This is a genomic window from Ruegeria sp. SAZD013 (assembly GCF_059612525.1).
In genome coordinates this window covers 19,239-33,084 of the sequence record NZ_JBXWQT010000018.1, presented here as the reverse complement: position 1 = coordinate 33,084, position 13,846 = coordinate 19,239, and the positions used below count along the sequence as shown (strand labels likewise).

16 protein-coding genes and 4 pseudogenes are annotated in these 13,846 nt (G+C 53.4%); 12 read left to right on the top strand and 8 right to left on the bottom strand.

Going from position 1 to position 13,846, the window contains the following annotated elements; all coding sequences use genetic code 11:
- Position 1: 1 nt before the first annotated feature.
- From AC2FLU_RS04435 to AC2FLU_RS04410, 6 genes are read left to right on the top strand one after another with little or no spacing between them, the layout of a single operon-like run.
- Positions 2-1,156: an aromatic ring-hydroxylating oxygenase subunit alpha gene (locus AC2FLU_RS04435; protein WP_480481470.1), complete on the top strand. Its 1,155-nt coding sequence runs from the start codon at positions 2-4 to the stop codon at positions 1,154-1,156.
- On the top strand, positions 1,153-2,217 hold the full coding sequence (locus AC2FLU_RS04430; RefSeq protein WP_480481472.1) for a 2Fe-2S iron-sulfur cluster-binding protein: 1,065 nt from the start codon (positions 1,153-1,155) through the stop codon (positions 2,215-2,217). Before AC2FLU_RS04435 ends, AC2FLU_RS04430 begins: the two co-directional genes overlap by 4 nt.
- Positions 2,210-2,617, top strand: coding sequence for a hypothetical protein (locus AC2FLU_RS04425; protein WP_496809065.1), 408 nt, complete (start codon positions 2,210-2,212; stop codon positions 2,615-2,617). Before AC2FLU_RS04430 ends, AC2FLU_RS04425 begins: the two co-directional genes overlap by 8 nt.
- Positions 2,526-3,056, top strand: coding sequence for a nucleotidyl transferase AbiEii/AbiGii toxin family protein (locus tag AC2FLU_RS04420; RefSeq protein WP_496809066.1), 531 nt, complete (start codon positions 2,526-2,528; stop codon positions 3,054-3,056). Before AC2FLU_RS04425 ends, AC2FLU_RS04420 begins: the two co-directional genes overlap by 92 nt.
- Positions 2,999-3,358 carry a carbohydrate ABC transporter permease gene (locus AC2FLU_RS04415; RefSeq protein ID WP_496809067.1) on the top strand — a complete coding sequence of 120 codons (360 nt, stop codon included), beginning with the start codon at positions 2,999-3,001 and terminating at the stop codon, positions 3,356-3,358. The genes AC2FLU_RS04420 and AC2FLU_RS04415 overlap by 58 nt, the downstream gene beginning before the upstream one ends.
- A complete protein-coding gene (locus tag AC2FLU_RS04410; RefSeq protein WP_496809068.1) occupies positions 3,358-4,137 on the top strand; it encodes an inositol monophosphatase family protein in 780 nt (259 codons plus the stop codon). Before AC2FLU_RS04415 ends, AC2FLU_RS04410 begins: the two co-directional genes overlap by 1 nt.
- A gap of 324 nt (positions 4,138-4,461) precedes the next feature.
- Here the strand turns inward: AC2FLU_RS04410 and AC2FLU_RS04405 are convergent.
- The 3 genes and pseudogenes from AC2FLU_RS04405 to AC2FLU_RS04395 all read right to left on the bottom strand — a co-directional run.
- Positions 4,462-4,566 (bottom strand): annotated as a pseudogene (locus tag AC2FLU_RS04405) (IS5/IS1182 family transposase); the annotation flags it as partial.
- Between the two features lie 316 nt (positions 4,567-4,882).
- Positions 4,883-5,101 (bottom strand): GDCCVxC domain-containing (seleno)protein, encoded by a 219-nt coding sequence (locus AC2FLU_RS04400; RefSeq protein WP_480520996.1) that lies wholly within the window; start codon positions 5,099-5,101, stop codon positions 4,883-4,885.
- 4 nt (positions 5,102-5,105) lie between these two features.
- The gene (locus AC2FLU_RS04395) at positions 5,106-5,429 is read right to left on the bottom strand and encodes a hypothetical protein (RefSeq protein WP_480520997.1); all 324 of its coding nucleotides are present in this window, start codon (positions 5,427-5,429) and stop codon (positions 5,106-5,108) included.
- Between the two features lie 98 nt (positions 5,430-5,527).
- Here AC2FLU_RS04395 and AC2FLU_RS04390 point away from each other — a divergent pair, with 98 nt between their 5' ends.
- The 3 genes from AC2FLU_RS04390 to AC2FLU_RS04380 all read left to right on the top strand — a co-directional run bounded on the left by AC2FLU_RS04390 (position 5,528) and on the right by AC2FLU_RS04380 (position 7,714).
- Positions 5,528-5,917 carry a MerR family transcriptional regulator gene (locus tag AC2FLU_RS04390; RefSeq protein ID WP_496809070.1) on the top strand — a complete coding sequence of 130 codons (390 nt, stop codon included), beginning with the start codon at positions 5,528-5,530 and terminating at the stop codon, positions 5,915-5,917.
- Positions 5,918-6,421: 504 nt separating this feature from the next.
- Entirely contained in the window at positions 6,422-6,628 is a 207-nt protein-coding gene (locus AC2FLU_RS04385; protein ID WP_480473585.1) for a cold-shock protein, read from the top strand.
- 72 nt (positions 6,629-6,700) lie between these two features.
- Positions 6,701-7,714, top strand: coding sequence for a fatty acid desaturase (locus tag AC2FLU_RS04380; protein WP_496811881.1), 1,014 nt, complete (start codon positions 6,701-6,703; stop codon positions 7,712-7,714).
- Here the strand turns inward: AC2FLU_RS04380 and AC2FLU_RS04375 are convergent.
- The 4 genes and pseudogenes from AC2FLU_RS04375 to AC2FLU_RS04360 all read right to left on the bottom strand — a co-directional run.
- Complete coding sequence (locus AC2FLU_RS04375) at positions 7,706-7,954, bottom strand: ParB N-terminal domain-containing protein (RefSeq protein ID WP_496715598.1); 249 nt, start codon at positions 7,952-7,954, stop codon at positions 7,706-7,708. The genes AC2FLU_RS04380 and AC2FLU_RS04375 overlap by 9 nt on opposite strands.
- Positions 7,955-8,027: 73 nt before the next feature.
- Positions 8,028-8,717, bottom strand: a complete 690-nt coding sequence (locus tag AC2FLU_RS04370) for a hypothetical protein (protein WP_480473582.1) — start codon at positions 8,715-8,717, stop codon at positions 8,028-8,030.
- Positions 8,718-8,900: 183 nt separating this feature from the next.
- A complete protein-coding gene (locus AC2FLU_RS04365) occupies positions 8,901-9,689 on the bottom strand; it encodes a hypothetical protein (protein WP_480521003.1) in 789 nt (262 codons plus the stop codon).
- Between the two features lie 404 nt (positions 9,690-10,093).
- Positions 10,094-10,270, bottom strand: a pseudogene (locus AC2FLU_RS04360) (IS21 family transposase); the annotation flags it as partial.
- Positions 10,271-10,297: 27 nt separating this feature from the next.
- On the opposite strand from AC2FLU_RS04360, the pseudogene AC2FLU_RS04355 reads away from it, so the two are divergent.
- The 3 genes and pseudogenes from AC2FLU_RS04355 to AC2FLU_RS04345 form a co-directional block, all read left to right on the top strand.
- Positions 10,298-10,999: pseudogene (locus AC2FLU_RS04355) on the top strand (IS6 family transposase).
- Positions 11,000-11,249: 250 nt separating this feature from the next.
- Positions 11,250-11,738: an outer membrane protein gene (locus AC2FLU_RS04350; protein ID WP_480521005.1), complete on the top strand. Its 489-nt coding sequence runs from the start codon at positions 11,250-11,252 to the stop codon at positions 11,736-11,738.
- Positions 11,739-12,439: 701 nt separating this feature from the next.
- Positions 12,440-12,655 (top strand): annotated as a pseudogene (locus tag AC2FLU_RS04345) (transposase domain-containing protein); the annotation flags it as partial.
- A gap of 222 nt (positions 12,656-12,877) precedes the next feature.
- On the opposite strand, the gene AC2FLU_RS04340 reads toward AC2FLU_RS04345, so the two are convergent.
- Positions 12,878-13,846, bottom strand: a complete 969-nt coding sequence (locus AC2FLU_RS04340; RefSeq protein ID WP_496809072.1) for a hypothetical protein — start codon at positions 13,844-13,846, stop codon at positions 12,878-12,880.

The following is a 13,846-nucleotide window of genomic DNA, read 5'->3' as shown; positions in this document are numbered from 1 at the left end:
AATGACCCGAATGCTGCACCTGCTGCCCGTCGAGGCCTATACCTCGCAGGCGTGGTTCGACCGCGAAATGCGCGACATCTTCTCAAAAACCTGGCGCTACGCGGGGTTCATGGAGGATGTCAGCGAACCCGGTCAGTACATCACCGTTCAGGCCGGACTGAACAACATCTTCATCGTGATGGGCCGCGACCGCCGCCTGCGTGCGTTTCACAACATCTGCCGCCACCGCGGCACGCAACTGATCCGCGCCGTCGGCAAGACGCAAAAGGCGCTGACCTGCCCCTATCACGACTGGACCTATGATCTGGAGGGCAACCTGATCTCGGTGCCCGAAGAACAGGAAGAATTCGGTCAGGTCGACAAATCCTGCCTGGGCCTGAAACCCGCCAGGGTCGACATCTGGAAGTCGATGATCTTTGTGCACCCCGACCCCGACGCGCCCTCGATCGCCGAATGGTTCGGGCCGGTCGAGCCGCATATCGGCCCGCACGTTCCCGAAGAACTGGTCGAATACGAAGAACTGAACAACAGCTACGAGATCAAGGCCAACTGGAAGGTGGTGGTCGAGAATTACATCGACGTCTACCACCTGAGCCATCTGCATTCGAACACGCTGCAGATGTATGACCACAAGGCGGCGAAATACCACTGGGAAGGCCCCCACTACATGTTCTGGGAACCGCCGGTCGAGGCATTCCTAAAGGATCAGGAGGCCAAGCTGATCGCCCCACGGGTGATCCCAAAGGACATGAACGGCGCCTGGGTACCGATGCTGTTCCCGGGGATCGGGCTGGCCGGGTCCGAGGATGGCTGGAACATCTTCATTGTCGAACCGCTGGGCCCTGAACTGACCCGCGTCAGCAACCGGGGGCGGGTCTCGAACAGCTCTGGCTGGGATTTTGCCAAGCAGGAAATGCGGTCCTCGAATTTCTGGACCAAGTTCGGCCTCAGCGGCAAGTACGAAGACCATGACGCCATGAGCGAGGATGACCCGATGGTCGCGGGCGACTTCACCGGCGAGGATATCTATGCCTGCGAACAGCAGCAGAAATCGTTGAAATCCCCTTATTTCGAAACTGGTCCCGCCGCCGTCGGCGAAAGCCCGGTGGTCGATCACCAGAAGGTCGTTCTCGAATGGTTGGGAGAGGGCAAATGAACGCACGCAGCTTCCACCCGCTGACCGTTCTCGACACCCGCGACGAAATCGGCGGCATGGCCAGGACGGTCATGTTCGACGTGCCTGACGGCCTGCGCGAAACCTTCGCCTGGCGGCCCGGCCAGCACCTGTCGTTCCGCATTGCGGTGAACGGAGAGGAACAGCGCCGCAGCTACTCGATCTCGTCCTCGCCTTTCACCGGTGATCCGCTGCGGATCACAGTGAAGCGGGTTCGGGACGGTGTGGTCAGCAACCACATCAACGACAACGTGCGGAAAGGAGACGTGATCGAGGTGATGCCGCCCTTTGGCGGGTTCTGCCTCGATCCCGGCGCAACGTCGCGACGCACGCATTACTTCTTTGGCGCCGGCTCTGGCATCACACCGCTTTATGCGATGCTCAGCTCGGTCATGGCGGCAGAGCCCAACTCCTTCGCGCATCTGGCCTATGGCAACAACAACGAAAAATCCATTCTGCTGCACGATGAACTGAACGCCGTCTGGGAAACCAATCCCGAGCGGATGACGGTCCATCACATCTTTTCCAAACCCGGTTTCTGGTCCTCTGCCGATTACTGGCGCAAGGGCATTATCGACAAACCCGCGATCGAGGCGCTGATCGCCGAGAACCCACCCTATGCGCAGGACGCGCACTACTATATCTGCGGGCCGGGCGGGATGAACAAGGCGGTCAAGGCCGCATTGATGTCGCTCGACGTGCCCGCCAACCGCATCCACATGGAAAGCTATGGCGGCGTGGCAGAGCTCGACACCAGCGTTGAAGGCGTGGCCGCAACGGCAGACATCACACTCGGCGGCACCCGGCATTCCATCGACGTGGCCAAGGGGCAAACGGTTCTCGAAGCGGCCAAATCCGCAGGGCTGAAACCACCCTTTTCCTGCCAGTCGGGCGTCTGCGGCGCCTGCCGCGCCAAGCTGACCAAAGGCGATGTCCACATGCGCGCCCGCATGGCGCTCGAGGACGCGGATATTGCGAAAGGGGCGATCCTGACCTGCCAGTCGCTGCCGGTGACGGAAGCCCTGACGCTCAGCTATGACTGATCGCTTCAAGGGCGACGAGGCCGGTACATTCTTCATCGCATGTATCGGCCTCACCCTGGTGACCTGGCGCATAAGCTTCACACTCGGCGCCTATGGCGAGGTGTTCTACACTGATTTCATCACCATCTGGCTCGTTTCGCTTGCCGCATTGGCTGCAGGTATGGTGATCGAGCGGACAGAGGACAACGTGCGCTATCTGACGTGGTGGGGCAGTGTTCTTCTTCTGTTGCCAAGCACGATGATGACCGCAACATTCTGGGCTCCTGGATGCATTCTGTCGTACAACAGATCGTTGCGCAGGCCTGATCATGGACCAACTCGCCAACGGCACTGCGGAAAATCGCGACGAAGCGTTTCAGGAGGCTGCCGCGCAGCTTGGATTATCCAAGGCCATTGTTGAAAAGGACTTCTGGGTCTGCTGGTCCCTGAAACAGCTCTTCGCCCTGCCCTCCTTTGGCAATCACATGATTTTCAAGGGAGGAACATCCCTTTCCAAGGCTTATGACGTCATCCATCGCTTCTCGGAGGATGTGGATCTCTCCCTCGACCGGGCGCAACTTGGTTTTGATGGCGAGCGTGATCCCGAAAACCCGAGACTTTCCGGAAAAAGGCAAAAGCAGTTGCTTCAGGAATTGCAGGCCTCGGCAGAGAAGATGGTTTCAGGACCGCTTCTTGATGAGGTTCAGCGTGCGTTTGATGCAGGCTTGGAGCAGAAGTTCTCACTCTCGGTCGATCCAGGCGATGCGCAAACCCTGCTCTTTTCCTACCCTTTGCGATATGGATGCTATTGGGTTTTGTGCGGGATGTCCCGGTTGAATACGAAGAGGCAGCGCTTGTAGATGGCGCATCACTAATGCGCCGTTTGCGGTCAATCGTACTGCCGGTCATGACGCCGGGACTGATAGCGACTTCGGTATTCTTGGTCATCCTGAGCTGGAATGAGTTCGCGTATTCGTTGCTGTTCATCCAATCACCAGAGAACTTCACGCTACCCACATTCATCGCAACTCTGATTACAGAAGATGAAACCTTTTGGGGCAAGTTGTCGGCCGTTGGTCTTCTCGCGTCTCTCCCGATCCTGGTCATGGTTGGCTTTGTACAAAAGGGCCTGACACGCGGATTTGGTGGGGGAATTAAGTAATGCCAGTGGGTCACGACAGCCGGTTTGAGTTGGCAAAAGATGTCGCCGTTGAGGCAGGGAAACTTGCCGTTCAAATGCGCAACGAACGGTCTGCCGGTTTTGCAGAGCGCAAGTCGCATCAGGACTTTGTAACTGCTGCGGATATTGCGGTAGAGGAACTTATACGGCGAAGAATTCACGAGTTCTTTCCTGAAGATACGATCCTTGGAGAGGAAAAGGGCCTCGTTGGTAGTGGTTCTTCCGTTTGGGCCATAGATCCAATCGACGGCACAACCAACTATATGCACGGGTTACCTGACTGGGCAGTCTCGATCGGGTATTGCCGGGACGGAGAAATCAAATTTGGGGCTGTCTTCGCTCCGGATGTCGCGATGTTTGGTTCAGCGTGTGCCGGTAAGGGTGCAAGCCTGAACTCTTGCGAAACAGGCGTTTCAAGTTGCGAGCTTGCGAGTGATGCGCTGGTTCTATTGGGACGATCCGCGCGCCACGGCGCCGACGACTATCTCGATCAAGTCCAGAGACTGATCGACCATGGCATGGAATATCGTCGAAACGGATCTGCCGCTTATAGCTTGCTTACCGTTGCCGCTGGACGGGCCGATGCGTTTTTTGAAGCACATCTCAATCCTTGGGACGCCATTGCCGGAATGCTCATTGTGGAGGAGGCAGGTGGCAAGGTCGATTTCCCCCCATATTCCGAATTCATTGAAAGAGGGGGGGCTGTCTTGGCCAGCAATTCTAAACTTCACGACCTGACAAAAGCAGCCATCCACGGGTAAGATGATTTCGGAGCCGCTTGCTATCTATACCTATCATAAGTTTCAAACGGCTTTGTCGCAAACTTTTGGCTATGCGGCCGAAATGACCACGTGACAAGCCCAAGCCTCACCCCTCTCATTCACACACAAATAACTTGGCAATGCCGTTGAAACAATTACCTGTAAGGTCGTCTTCCGCTTCAGAAGCTATCGAAGAAACTCTCCTGCAAAGGGGGTGAGGCAATGTAATCCTTTGAGTTGGGGTTGCATCCCCAAGGATGGCTTTGTTGCACAGATCAGGGTTTGAGCGCGCATCCCCTTTCCCTGGACGGACTTTTACAATTCCATCTCAGGATCAAACCAGATCGATAGCGAACCACGCTGCCTAAGCGCCGTGTTGTACGAAGGCCAGTTCATGGTCTTGTACGTCGTAGCGGACCAACTGCTCATACCTCATAGCTACCCCACTGGATTCAAACAGGGAATCCCTCGCGCCAATTGTGCAACAAAGCCTTTCGGAAGTAGAGAAGACCGGGAATGTCAGCTTCACGGCTTTAACCAACCGTTCGTACGCGATTCGGCGAAATAGCGTTTCGAACCCAACCTGTACCCTGGATTTTATTGGTGCATGCGCTTGCAGCTGGAACAACGCTGCAACTGCCGAATATCTTGTGCGGCCAAGCAGCGGAAAACCTGTCATTCATGCAAATCGCCGCGATGCTCGCGGCTGCAACACACAGTTCGCTCAACAAAGCCATCCTTCGCTTCATCTGCAACAGCTATCGCCTAGCTGAATTGGTGGACACGGGACCGTGGCATATGAACAGTAAACACAACAGTCGCCTTCCAATGGCTTCAAAACTGTTTTGCACGATTTGCATTCATAGAACCACTGGCAAGCATCCGTTGGCATTTCCTCGGTTTCGCTGTGGCCGCAGTTCGGGCAAGTCAGGGTGCTTTCCAGGACTACAGTTTGTTTTGTCATAGTCTCACATCTTCATGATCAGGTAATCGTTAATCCGTGCCTCGTTAAACACAACGACCCAAGCCACGCCGGTGATCAGAGTCGTTCCTGCAAGCCGCCATTTCAACGTCGGCAAGGAACCGCGCTGATAAGATACCAGCCACGATATCGCGACGAGCGCCGTTGAAATCGTCAGCACATAGTAACTCGCTGCGGCAAGCTTTCCAAAGATTGCCAACCAACTGCCGCCCAGCCCCATTAACATCACTATCATGGGCAAAACGCAGCAAGTCGCGACGCCAAGTGCTGATAGAGATCCCAAGTAGCTGAGGCTAAGGTATTTCTGCATTCCGTTTCCCTCATGAACCATGACGTGCGGAGTTGTGGAGACAGCAACTTCTCGTATAACTTCTGTAGCCACTACAGGATCAAGGCAGGAAATCTCACATGTTTGCGATTGGGGAAGCATCCCGGCAAAGCGGAGTCGGAATTGAAACTATCCGCTATTACGAACGCGAAGGGATCGTGCCTAAACCAGAAAGAGCATCGAATAATCGACGCATGTACGCCGCGCACGATGTTGGACGGCTTCGTTTTCTACGGAAGTGCCGAGACTTGGGTTTTTCGCTTGCCGATGCAAAGGTGCTTCTCAACCTGTCCGAAGGTGATAGCGAGGATTGCCAATCCGTTAAGGAACTGGCCGAGCTTCATATCTCCAATGTGCGTATGAAGATAAACGAACTTAAGCGATTGGAGGCCGCCCTGAATGAACTTACGGCCAACTGTAAAATCGGGAACGTTTCTTGCCCGATGCTTGCGCAGATACGGACCTACTAATTGCACTTTGAGGCTCGCAGTCGCCCTATGCCAACGCAGCATGACCCAAGATTCGGGCCGCGCAAAATCTGCCGTTCGTTAGAGAGGTCAACTCGTTGGTTTAGCAATGTTTCCACCAATCAATGACATTTGTGCCTCGCCGCAGTGTTCTTGTAGCGCGCGGTGAATTCGGACAGTCAGCCCTACCTGCCGTATCTGAGCAATCAATTTGCTGCATACGCACTGGGCAGGTTTTATCACAGAAGCCGACTTCTGATTTCCGAACCACAGAGCAATGGTCCTGCTTATCTTTGTCCAAACTTGGGCTAGGCAGACGCAGATCTTCTGTCGCTTTCCATTGTATCAAGACTTGTATCGTGTGTACGCTAAGCCCATATACGCAAGGCTCACGTTTTTCTTTTTCGACCTGCTGTCTCCCAAATTCGGCGTTCAGTCTTTCGATTCAGACCGACCACGCCGAGTCGCCGCAATAATGCGGGCGGCAAGTATTAGGAGACTTCGACCATGGCAAATGGCACAGTAAAATGGTTCAACTCGACCAAAGGTTTTGGCTTTATCGAACCTGAAGGTGGCAAGCGCGACGTGTTCGTGCATATTTCAGCACTTGAACGTTCCGGCATCAGCGAATTGAAGGACGGCCAGAAGGTTACCTTCGACGTCGAAGCTGGCCGTGATGGTCGCGACAGCGCTGCCAACCTGGCACTCGCATAGCCTGCTACGGGCACCCTTCTGGGGTGCCCGAATGCTCAGGGGGTTCCTCAGAGGCGTTGGAGAACAAGTCAGTTGCAACAGCAGGAATTGACCCGGGCGCTCGCGCAATACCGTGTGCCTGATACGAAGCGTAGCGTTTTTGAGCTGGCAATCACCGTCATTCCCTTTTTCACGCTATGGGGCGCAGCGTGGTTTGCGTTATCTTTTAGTGTCTGGGTCGCGGTTCTACTGGCCATCCTGAACGCCGCATTTCTGGTGCGTCTCTTCATCATCATGCATGATTGTGGTCACGGATCTTTCTTTAGAAACCGCACCGTTTGCAATTGGACCGGTCGGGTCCTGGGTGTTCTCGCCCTCACACCCTATGACGTCTGGCGGCAAAGCCATGCGATCCACCACGCCTCAACCGGCAACCTTGATCGGCGCGGGATGGGCGATATCCCTACGTTGACTGTAGAGGAATACCTGAAGCGAAAGTGGGCCGGTCGTGCCGCTTACAGGTTAATACGGAACCCCTTCTTCCTGTTCTGTATCGTACCGGTCTACACGTTCTTTCTTCAAAATCGCTTGCCCTTTGGTTTCATGCGGTCAGGCTGGCTGTATTGGGCAAGTGCAATGGGAACAAACGCCGCGATTGCGGTGGTCCTGGCTCTGATTTTTTGGACCGGAGGCATGGATGTACTGGTTTATGTATTCCTGCCAACCATGATCGTCGCCGCGTCGATTGGTATTTGGCTTTTCTACATTCAACACCAGTTTGAACACACGACCTGGGAGCGGGAAGAAGGGTGGAATCTTCAGAACGCAGCATTCTATGGAAGTTCTCACTATGCCCTGCCAGGTATCCTGCGGTGGTTCTCTGCCAATATTGGTGTGCACCATGTTCACCACCTTGCCAGCCGCATACCTTTTTACCGGCTTGACGAAGTTTTGCGCGACCATTCCGAGTTGGAAAATTGCCAGCGTATTACTTTGTTCGAGAGCTTTCACTGTGCACGATTGCATCTTTGGGATGAAGAAGGTCAGCGCCTGCTGGCATTTTCCGAGGCTTTGTCGAACGCCAATCTCAAAAAGAGTTTAGTGTAGTCTGGCACGGACCAAATAGGCTTCAACCGTTTCACCGCCTAGGGCGCGAATGGCCTCTAGTCGGTGAAGGCCTTCAATCAGCACGAACCGCTTGTTGTCCGCACGTATCTGGATCGGCGTCTTCTGGCCATTCTTCAGGATATCTTCTGCCAGCGTCAGAACCTTTTGTTGATCAAGTGTTTTGGCCCGTTTCACAGGTACATAGATCAGGTCGAGCGGATATGGTTTTTTCTCCAACATAAGCTACGTGTGCGCCTTTCTTGCGTTTATTCCGGTTCGAAGTTCGCTTCAAAGGCAGGCGCTGGAACGTGCGTCATAGAACCGAACGAACAGCATCGCGCAGCTCCTGATGCATGATCCAAGTCGCTGGTTCATCGTCACTTTTGACGTGAGAAAATGCCAATACCTGAGCGGCGCCATCATTCTGTGCCGATCCGGCTTCGGGAAGCTCGAGTTCCAGATATTCTGCAATCAATAGCCCGATTTTCTTGAAGACCTTGACGGACGCCTCGCGCGATTTGTAACCAGCTGCCTTAGTTAACTGACCAATGCTCAGTCCTTCCTTGCCTGCGATTGTAAGTGCTTTGAGCATGGTGACCTGCGCAGTGGAGAGCCTGATCTGGCGCAATGCTTCGACATATTCTCCTTCACTGGGAATGAAGTTGCCGGAGTTCGCCTCCAAACGACGTCGAGCGCTGCGTTTCCTGTCTCGCTCTTCGAGAATTTCTTTTAAGGCTTCAATGGCCAATGACGGTGTTTCGCCAACTGCATCAGCAATCAAACCTTGCGTTTTCGCTGGTGGCTTGGGGAATGCGCGCGCAACGCTGTTACCGCTCAGAATGCCAGCCTTAATCAAGTACTTTCCAAATTCTACTTCGATCACTTCTGATACGTCAGCGTTCCGCGTCTTGCGAACACTGCGGTCCTGAAATGCTCTTTGTTCCAGACCACGCACTGACATCTTTGAGTCAGAAAGGGTCACTTGAGGGGCATTTTTACGCATCAGAGAAACACCACTACAATTACCGCTGCAACAAACACTGCTAACGCTATAGATATCTTAATCCCGTGGGACCGGCGACGCGCCTTTTCGGCTTTGATCCTTTTGCCAAGATTTTCGTCAATCGAGTTATGGTTCACGGCTTGGTCCTTCCGGATTTGTCAGGCGATATTGATTTCCACGAACCTATTTTCGCGGAATTTTTTCGGCGCACTTATCGTTCTGTCGTGTGAACGGCCGATTGCATTCCCAACCATCACCTCTTCGATTCAAATGAGCGTTTGAAGGAACAAGGATCGCATCGCACCTGTCCCGGTTTGCGCGAAAACCACGTTCGCATTTCCATCCAGAGTAGGAATCTGGTTCAAGATACGCATGCTGTGGAACAGCCACAGGCTCACAGCCGCTCTCCGCTGCGTTGTAACCTCTGAGGCATACCCAACCATCCGAGCTTTTTTTATCGCTCAGACGACCGTTTTTTGGGACTTCTATTGCAACACAATCCTGGTTCTCCTTACGAAATCCCCAGTTGCAGTGTATTTCCTGTGCGCCAAACCTGGTTTCGACGTATCCATTTTGAGGTGCGATCAGTTCTTCGCATTTTTCTTCGACACGCTGGAACAGCCGATTGCACTCCCACTGATCTCCGGTTGATGCAAGATAGGCATTTTCAGGAACTCTTATTTCCTCACAGAGATCTCCGACATTCTGAAAACCGTGATTGCATTCCCAGCCACTGCCATAGGAGCTACCTGTCAAATATGCGTTTTCTGGTAAGTCTGTTCTTTGGCACGATCCATTCTTGTTTTCGAAACCTTCGTCACAAACTGATCCATCGGCATTGCCTGCGACTTGGGCAGGAAGCTTTGTTCCTGAGAGCGACACCAAAAGTGCTGGGATCAAACAAAGAATGCAGCGCGTAAACACGATGAATGACTGATTGAAGCGGAGCCTGAGACCTGATCTATCGGCCATCAAGCACGCAATTAATGAGCCATGTGCTGTTCATACGGCGCCTTCTTTCATGGGTCACGCGGTGACTGGTGCATGTCAGGTGACAGTTGCGAATGCTTGCGAGGAACGAGCTCATAGCGAAGACCCCAGCGAAACCCGTTCCTGTGCTGGGCACATGCTACAATTAGTCTGAAGGCCATTGGATCATCGAAGCCGGCAGCATCGCGACGACGAGTAATTTTCACCAATGCACTTTAGTGGTCCTTAGCCAGCATAGAGTCAAGGAAGTTTCCCTCGTCGCAACGCTAACTCCACTAGGGCAGATAGTTTTTGAAACGGCATTGCCAAGTTATTCGGCGAGATTGTTGAGGCTAGATATTGCGCCGGGCGCCGGGCTTGCGTTGGATCACAGCGAAGTGATGTCACCAGTCATAGATCACGCTGCCGGATTTGTGGTGTGACAGATCGATGATGCGATCGTGGGCACAAACGGTCTGGCCTTCCGCCAAAACGACCAACCGTTCCGTGTAAACATGCCGGCAGATACAGCAGTTTATGAGGCTGGCCGGGCCGCTGTAGCGATTGCGCTCGAGGGTGACTATGATACGATTTAGACGTAGGTGACATCGATGATTTCGTCATCGGTCAGCTACAGGCGCCACCGATTTCCACCTCAGATCATCGCGCAAGCGGTGTGGCTGTACGTTCGCTTCAATCTGAGCCTGTGGGAAACTGAAGAGTTGATGCTGCAGCGGGGGATCGATGCTTCTTACGAAACCGTCCTGCGTTGGTTCTTCAAGTTCGGGCCGGCGGTAACTCGAAACCTGCGGCAGAGACTGAACCGTCCTGGCGATGTCTGGCATCTCGATGAAGTTGTTGTGAGACTCTATTGTCGCGAATATTGGCTTTGGCGCGCGGTTGATCAGCATGGCGTCGTGCTGGACGAAATACTCCAACCGAAACGGGACAAATGGGCTGAAAAACGGCTGTTACGCCGCCTGATGAAGCGTCTTGGTTTCACTCCCAAGCGGATCATCACGGACGTGCTGCGCTCGTATGGTGCCGCCAAGCGAGAGGTAGCGCCGGGTCTGGAGCATTGGTCGCACAAGGGCCTCAATAACCGCGCCGAAAACAGCCATCTCCCATTCCGAAAGCGAGAAAGGACAATGCAAGGCCGTCGCTCTCCAGCAGGGTTGCAAAGGTACATGGCGACACACTCCGCAATCCGCAACCGCTCCAGCGTCCCCGCTCGCCGCCGCTCCGCCTGAACAATTCGATATCACCGCCTCGAAGCAATTGACGCCTGGAATGCCGCCACTCAAGCAGCCTGAATTTTATTAAACAGTATTCTTTGCTTGATCGCGAGCTAACGTAACAACACCGGGCAGGTCAGTTTTATTCAGATGGGAAGGTTCAGTTCGGTAACTGTAACTTACAGTTTCGAACCTCCAGAATGTTCTCAATCTTCCACAGTTAACCAGAGGACGGTTAACAAATCTCATACCGTCGGATCTCAAACGAACAACTCACCGAGGTAAGACAATGTCTGGAAGAATGGTAATAAAACCCGCGGCGATCGCAATGACCACAGTGATGGCGTTCACCTCTGTTCCTGCTTTCGCAGCAGACTGGAATGGCAGCTACGTCGGAGCCCGTTTTGGCTATGGGAACCTTGCAGAGGACTTGGACGGCCATGGCGACTTGGTTGGACTTCATGTGGGTCGCGATTGGGGAATTGACGGTAGTTGGGTAGCTGGTCTTTCAGTTGACTCTAGCTACTCCAATGTTTCCGCAGGTATTGGCGACTTGGACAGCTTGAGCCGCATCAAAATTCGGGGTGGCTATTCTTTTGGAGACACCTTGGCCTACGTAACGACCGGCTCAGCTTACGCTGCGAGTAGTGCAACCAATGACGAATGGGGATATACAATCGGCATTGGATTGGAGCACCGCATTTCTAATAACGTTTCACTATTCGGCGAAATTCTTGAAGACAGGTTTGACACATCCGGCGGAGACAATAATTTTAGTGTCACCACTGCGACATTCGGTTTGAACTACCGTTTTTAGGAGTGGCAAGCTAACCAAATATATCCCGACTTCACATAATTTATGCGTAGTCGGGGTAATTGATTCTAGGGTCAGGATTCACAACCAGTTTCTGACGTCAGTGCTAATGGGACAGTTTAGGTTGATTTGATAAGAGAGGATTTCTGGCTCATCGTAACCACCAAGGAGTGGAGATGAGAAAGAAACCCGGAACCAAGCAGAGCCACAGTGAGAAGGTCGTAAAGGACATTCGTGGTCCTCCGTTTCCTAAACATAGCGGTGGACCAGTTCAGTGGGGGAGGCTCGGCCGAAAGCAGAAGTTGGGCCAGCGCGGTCAGAGCAGTTGCCTTCTCCTCCTGCGTAATCTGCATAATCGGATTGGGATGAAAGGGTAGCGGCAGCTGCGCTGGATCGGTCCTTCGTTCCGGAATCATACTCGGCCTCCTTTGTCGTTTCCTCTTCGAAACGCTTCGCCGGAACCCCAGGGACGCGAGAACACCATGAAGATCATTAAGCGCAGCAATGGAAACCAGCGGGACGCCCAAACTCAGGGTCGAACACACTGCCGCGTCAAGAACCCACTCCGGTGCCATGATCGCGCTCCAAAGCTACGTATTGTCCATCACCGCGCTGGCGGGATTGAAACACCCGGATATCTGAACCGAAATAGGCATTCCATCCGTAACGCACACGGGAAAGCTGCCCGACATGGGCAGAATGAACGGGTACTGCCCCTGAACAGGAAAAACGCGCTCTTCGCCGGACACGACGCGGACGCCGAAAACCGGGGCGTCATCGCCTCGCTGATCGAAACCTGCAAGCTTAACAACGTCGATCCACATGTATACCTGACCGCAACGCTCTCAGCCATCGTCAACGGCCACAAACAAAGCCAGATCGACGATCTCTTGCCCTGGAACCTCGCTGCCCACGTGTGATCGAGTTACCGTTTACGTTTGAAATCCAAAAACCAGGATCTTTATGCGGATCGCGGGTTAACGTGACAACACCTGCCATCAGCCAAACAGGCGCTAACTCAACGAAGGCCATAGGTCAAAAGTTTGCAACAGATTTAGAAACTTACAAGATTCATAGATTTGGATTCCCAACGGGGAAACCCACGTCCGAACATTGTCTTAAGTTCAAAGTTGAGCGCGACGCTAAAACCTTAGGCCCAAGCCTATGGAATAACCGTCAAAATCCTCGGCGATTACACCACTCAGCATTATCCGCCCGGCCTGAACCAATGGAACACCAATTCGGCTTGCGTCGAACTCGATGCCGACACCAGCAGTTGCCAACCAATCGGTGTCCAGAACCTTTGCGGCATCCCCTCGATAGTACACCAGTCCAGCATCCAGAACTAGGTGCGTGGGCAAGTTGAAGAACCTGACATCTTTCAAAGGATAGCGATGGCGAGAAAAAAGCGTCGTCTGGTTGGAGTTGGCCTTGGCCCCACCGGCTTGTGGTTCGTCAATTGGGTGAAACTCCAGAAACGTTTGGCGAAATCGGTATTCTGCCTGCCAAAGGCCAACCTGGGTCTCCTTGAATACGGCGACAGATGCCCCTAATCCCAGTGCATTCAGGTTTCCGTCAACTGAATCCGCCGACTGCGAATTGACCGGAAGCAACGGGAAGTCAATAATTGAAGCATCAGCCGTAACATGGCCGAATGATACATGCCCGACCGGACGAATGCGCCAGTCGTTTTTCAACGGAAACTCCCAGCCTAAACCAAAGGTTGCCGCTACACTTGCCCAGGTCACGTCCACACCGACACCAGGTGCAATTTCTGGAAAGAAAAGCACCGGGTTGTATTTCTGATAAGCCACAAGCCCTTCAAGATATAAGCCATTTTCGAGCGGGTGATACCCGCCTCGGAGTTGGCTTGATCTAAGGCTTTTTGTGTCGCCTGTTGCCCTTAGAAAAGAAAAAGAAGACATTGTTTCGTTTGGGGTGGCAGCAATACTCAAAACTGACAATGCTGCGCGTGCCGCCGCTTCTGAAGCATCCGGATCAGTACTTTGCGCTGTCGCAGCACAGCCTACACTCATAGCCAAAATCGCCACGCAGGCACGATCTTCTCTCATTTTGCCTTTGAAGGTAAACGATTCACCGAATGACCTCAT

What these genes read in the sequence shown, in the direction of transcription:
- AC2FLU_RS04375 (WP_496715598.1), bottom strand. Translation starts at nt 7,954, where the DNA reads ATGTTGGAGAAAAAACCATATCCGCTCGACCTGATCTATGTACCTGTG.
- AC2FLU_RS04365 (WP_480521003.1), bottom strand. Translation starts at nt 9,689, where the DNA reads ATGGCCGATAGATCAGGTCTCAGGCTCCGCTTCAATCAGTCATTCATC.
- AC2FLU_RS04395 (WP_480520997.1), bottom strand. Translation starts at nt 5,429, where the DNA reads ATGCAGAAATACCTTAGCCTCAGCTACTTGGGATCTCTATCAGCACTT.
- AC2FLU_RS04425 (WP_496809065.1), top strand. Translation starts at nt 2,210, where the DNA reads ATGACTGATCGCTTCAAGGGCGACGAGGCCGGTACATTCTTCATCGCA.
- AC2FLU_RS04420 (WP_496809066.1), top strand. Translation starts at nt 2,526, where the DNA reads ATGGACCAACTCGCCAACGGCACTGCGGAAAATCGCGACGAAGCGTTT.
- AC2FLU_RS04390 (WP_496809070.1), top strand. Translation starts at nt 5,528, where the DNA reads ATGTTTGCGATTGGGGAAGCATCCCGGCAAAGCGGAGTCGGAATTGAA.
- AC2FLU_RS04370 (WP_480473582.1), bottom strand. Translation starts at nt 8,717, where the DNA reads ATGCGTAAAAATGCCCCTCAAGTGACCCTTTCTGACTCAAAGATGTCA.
- AC2FLU_RS04410 (WP_496809068.1), top strand. Translation starts at nt 3,358, where the DNA reads ATGCCAGTGGGTCACGACAGCCGGTTTGAGTTGGCAAAAGATGTCGCC.
- AC2FLU_RS04385 (WP_480473585.1), top strand. Translation starts at nt 6,422, where the DNA reads ATGGCAAATGGCACAGTAAAATGGTTCAACTCGACCAAAGGTTTTGGC.
- AC2FLU_RS04350 (WP_480521005.1), top strand. Translation starts at nt 11,250, where the DNA reads ATGACCACAGTGATGGCGTTCACCTCTGTTCCTGCTTTCGCAGCAGAC.
- AC2FLU_RS04430 (WP_480481472.1), top strand. Translation starts at nt 1,153, where the DNA reads ATGAACGCACGCAGCTTCCACCCGCTGACCGTTCTCGACACCCGCGAC.
- AC2FLU_RS04415 (WP_496809067.1), top strand. Translation starts at nt 2,999, where the DNA reads ATGCTATTGGGTTTTGTGCGGGATGTCCCGGTTGAATACGAAGAGGCA.
- AC2FLU_RS04400 (WP_480520996.1), bottom strand. Translation starts at nt 5,101, where the DNA reads ATGACAAAACAAACTGTAGTCCTGGAAAGCACCCTGACTTGCCCGAAC.
- AC2FLU_RS04340 (WP_496809072.1), bottom strand. Translation starts at nt 13,846, where the DNA reads ATGAGGTCATTCGGTGAATCGTTTACCTTCAAAGGCAAAATGAGAGAA.
- AC2FLU_RS04435 (WP_480481470.1), top strand. Translation starts at nt 2, where the DNA reads ATGACCCGAATGCTGCACCTGCTGCCCGTCGAGGCCTATACCTCGCAG.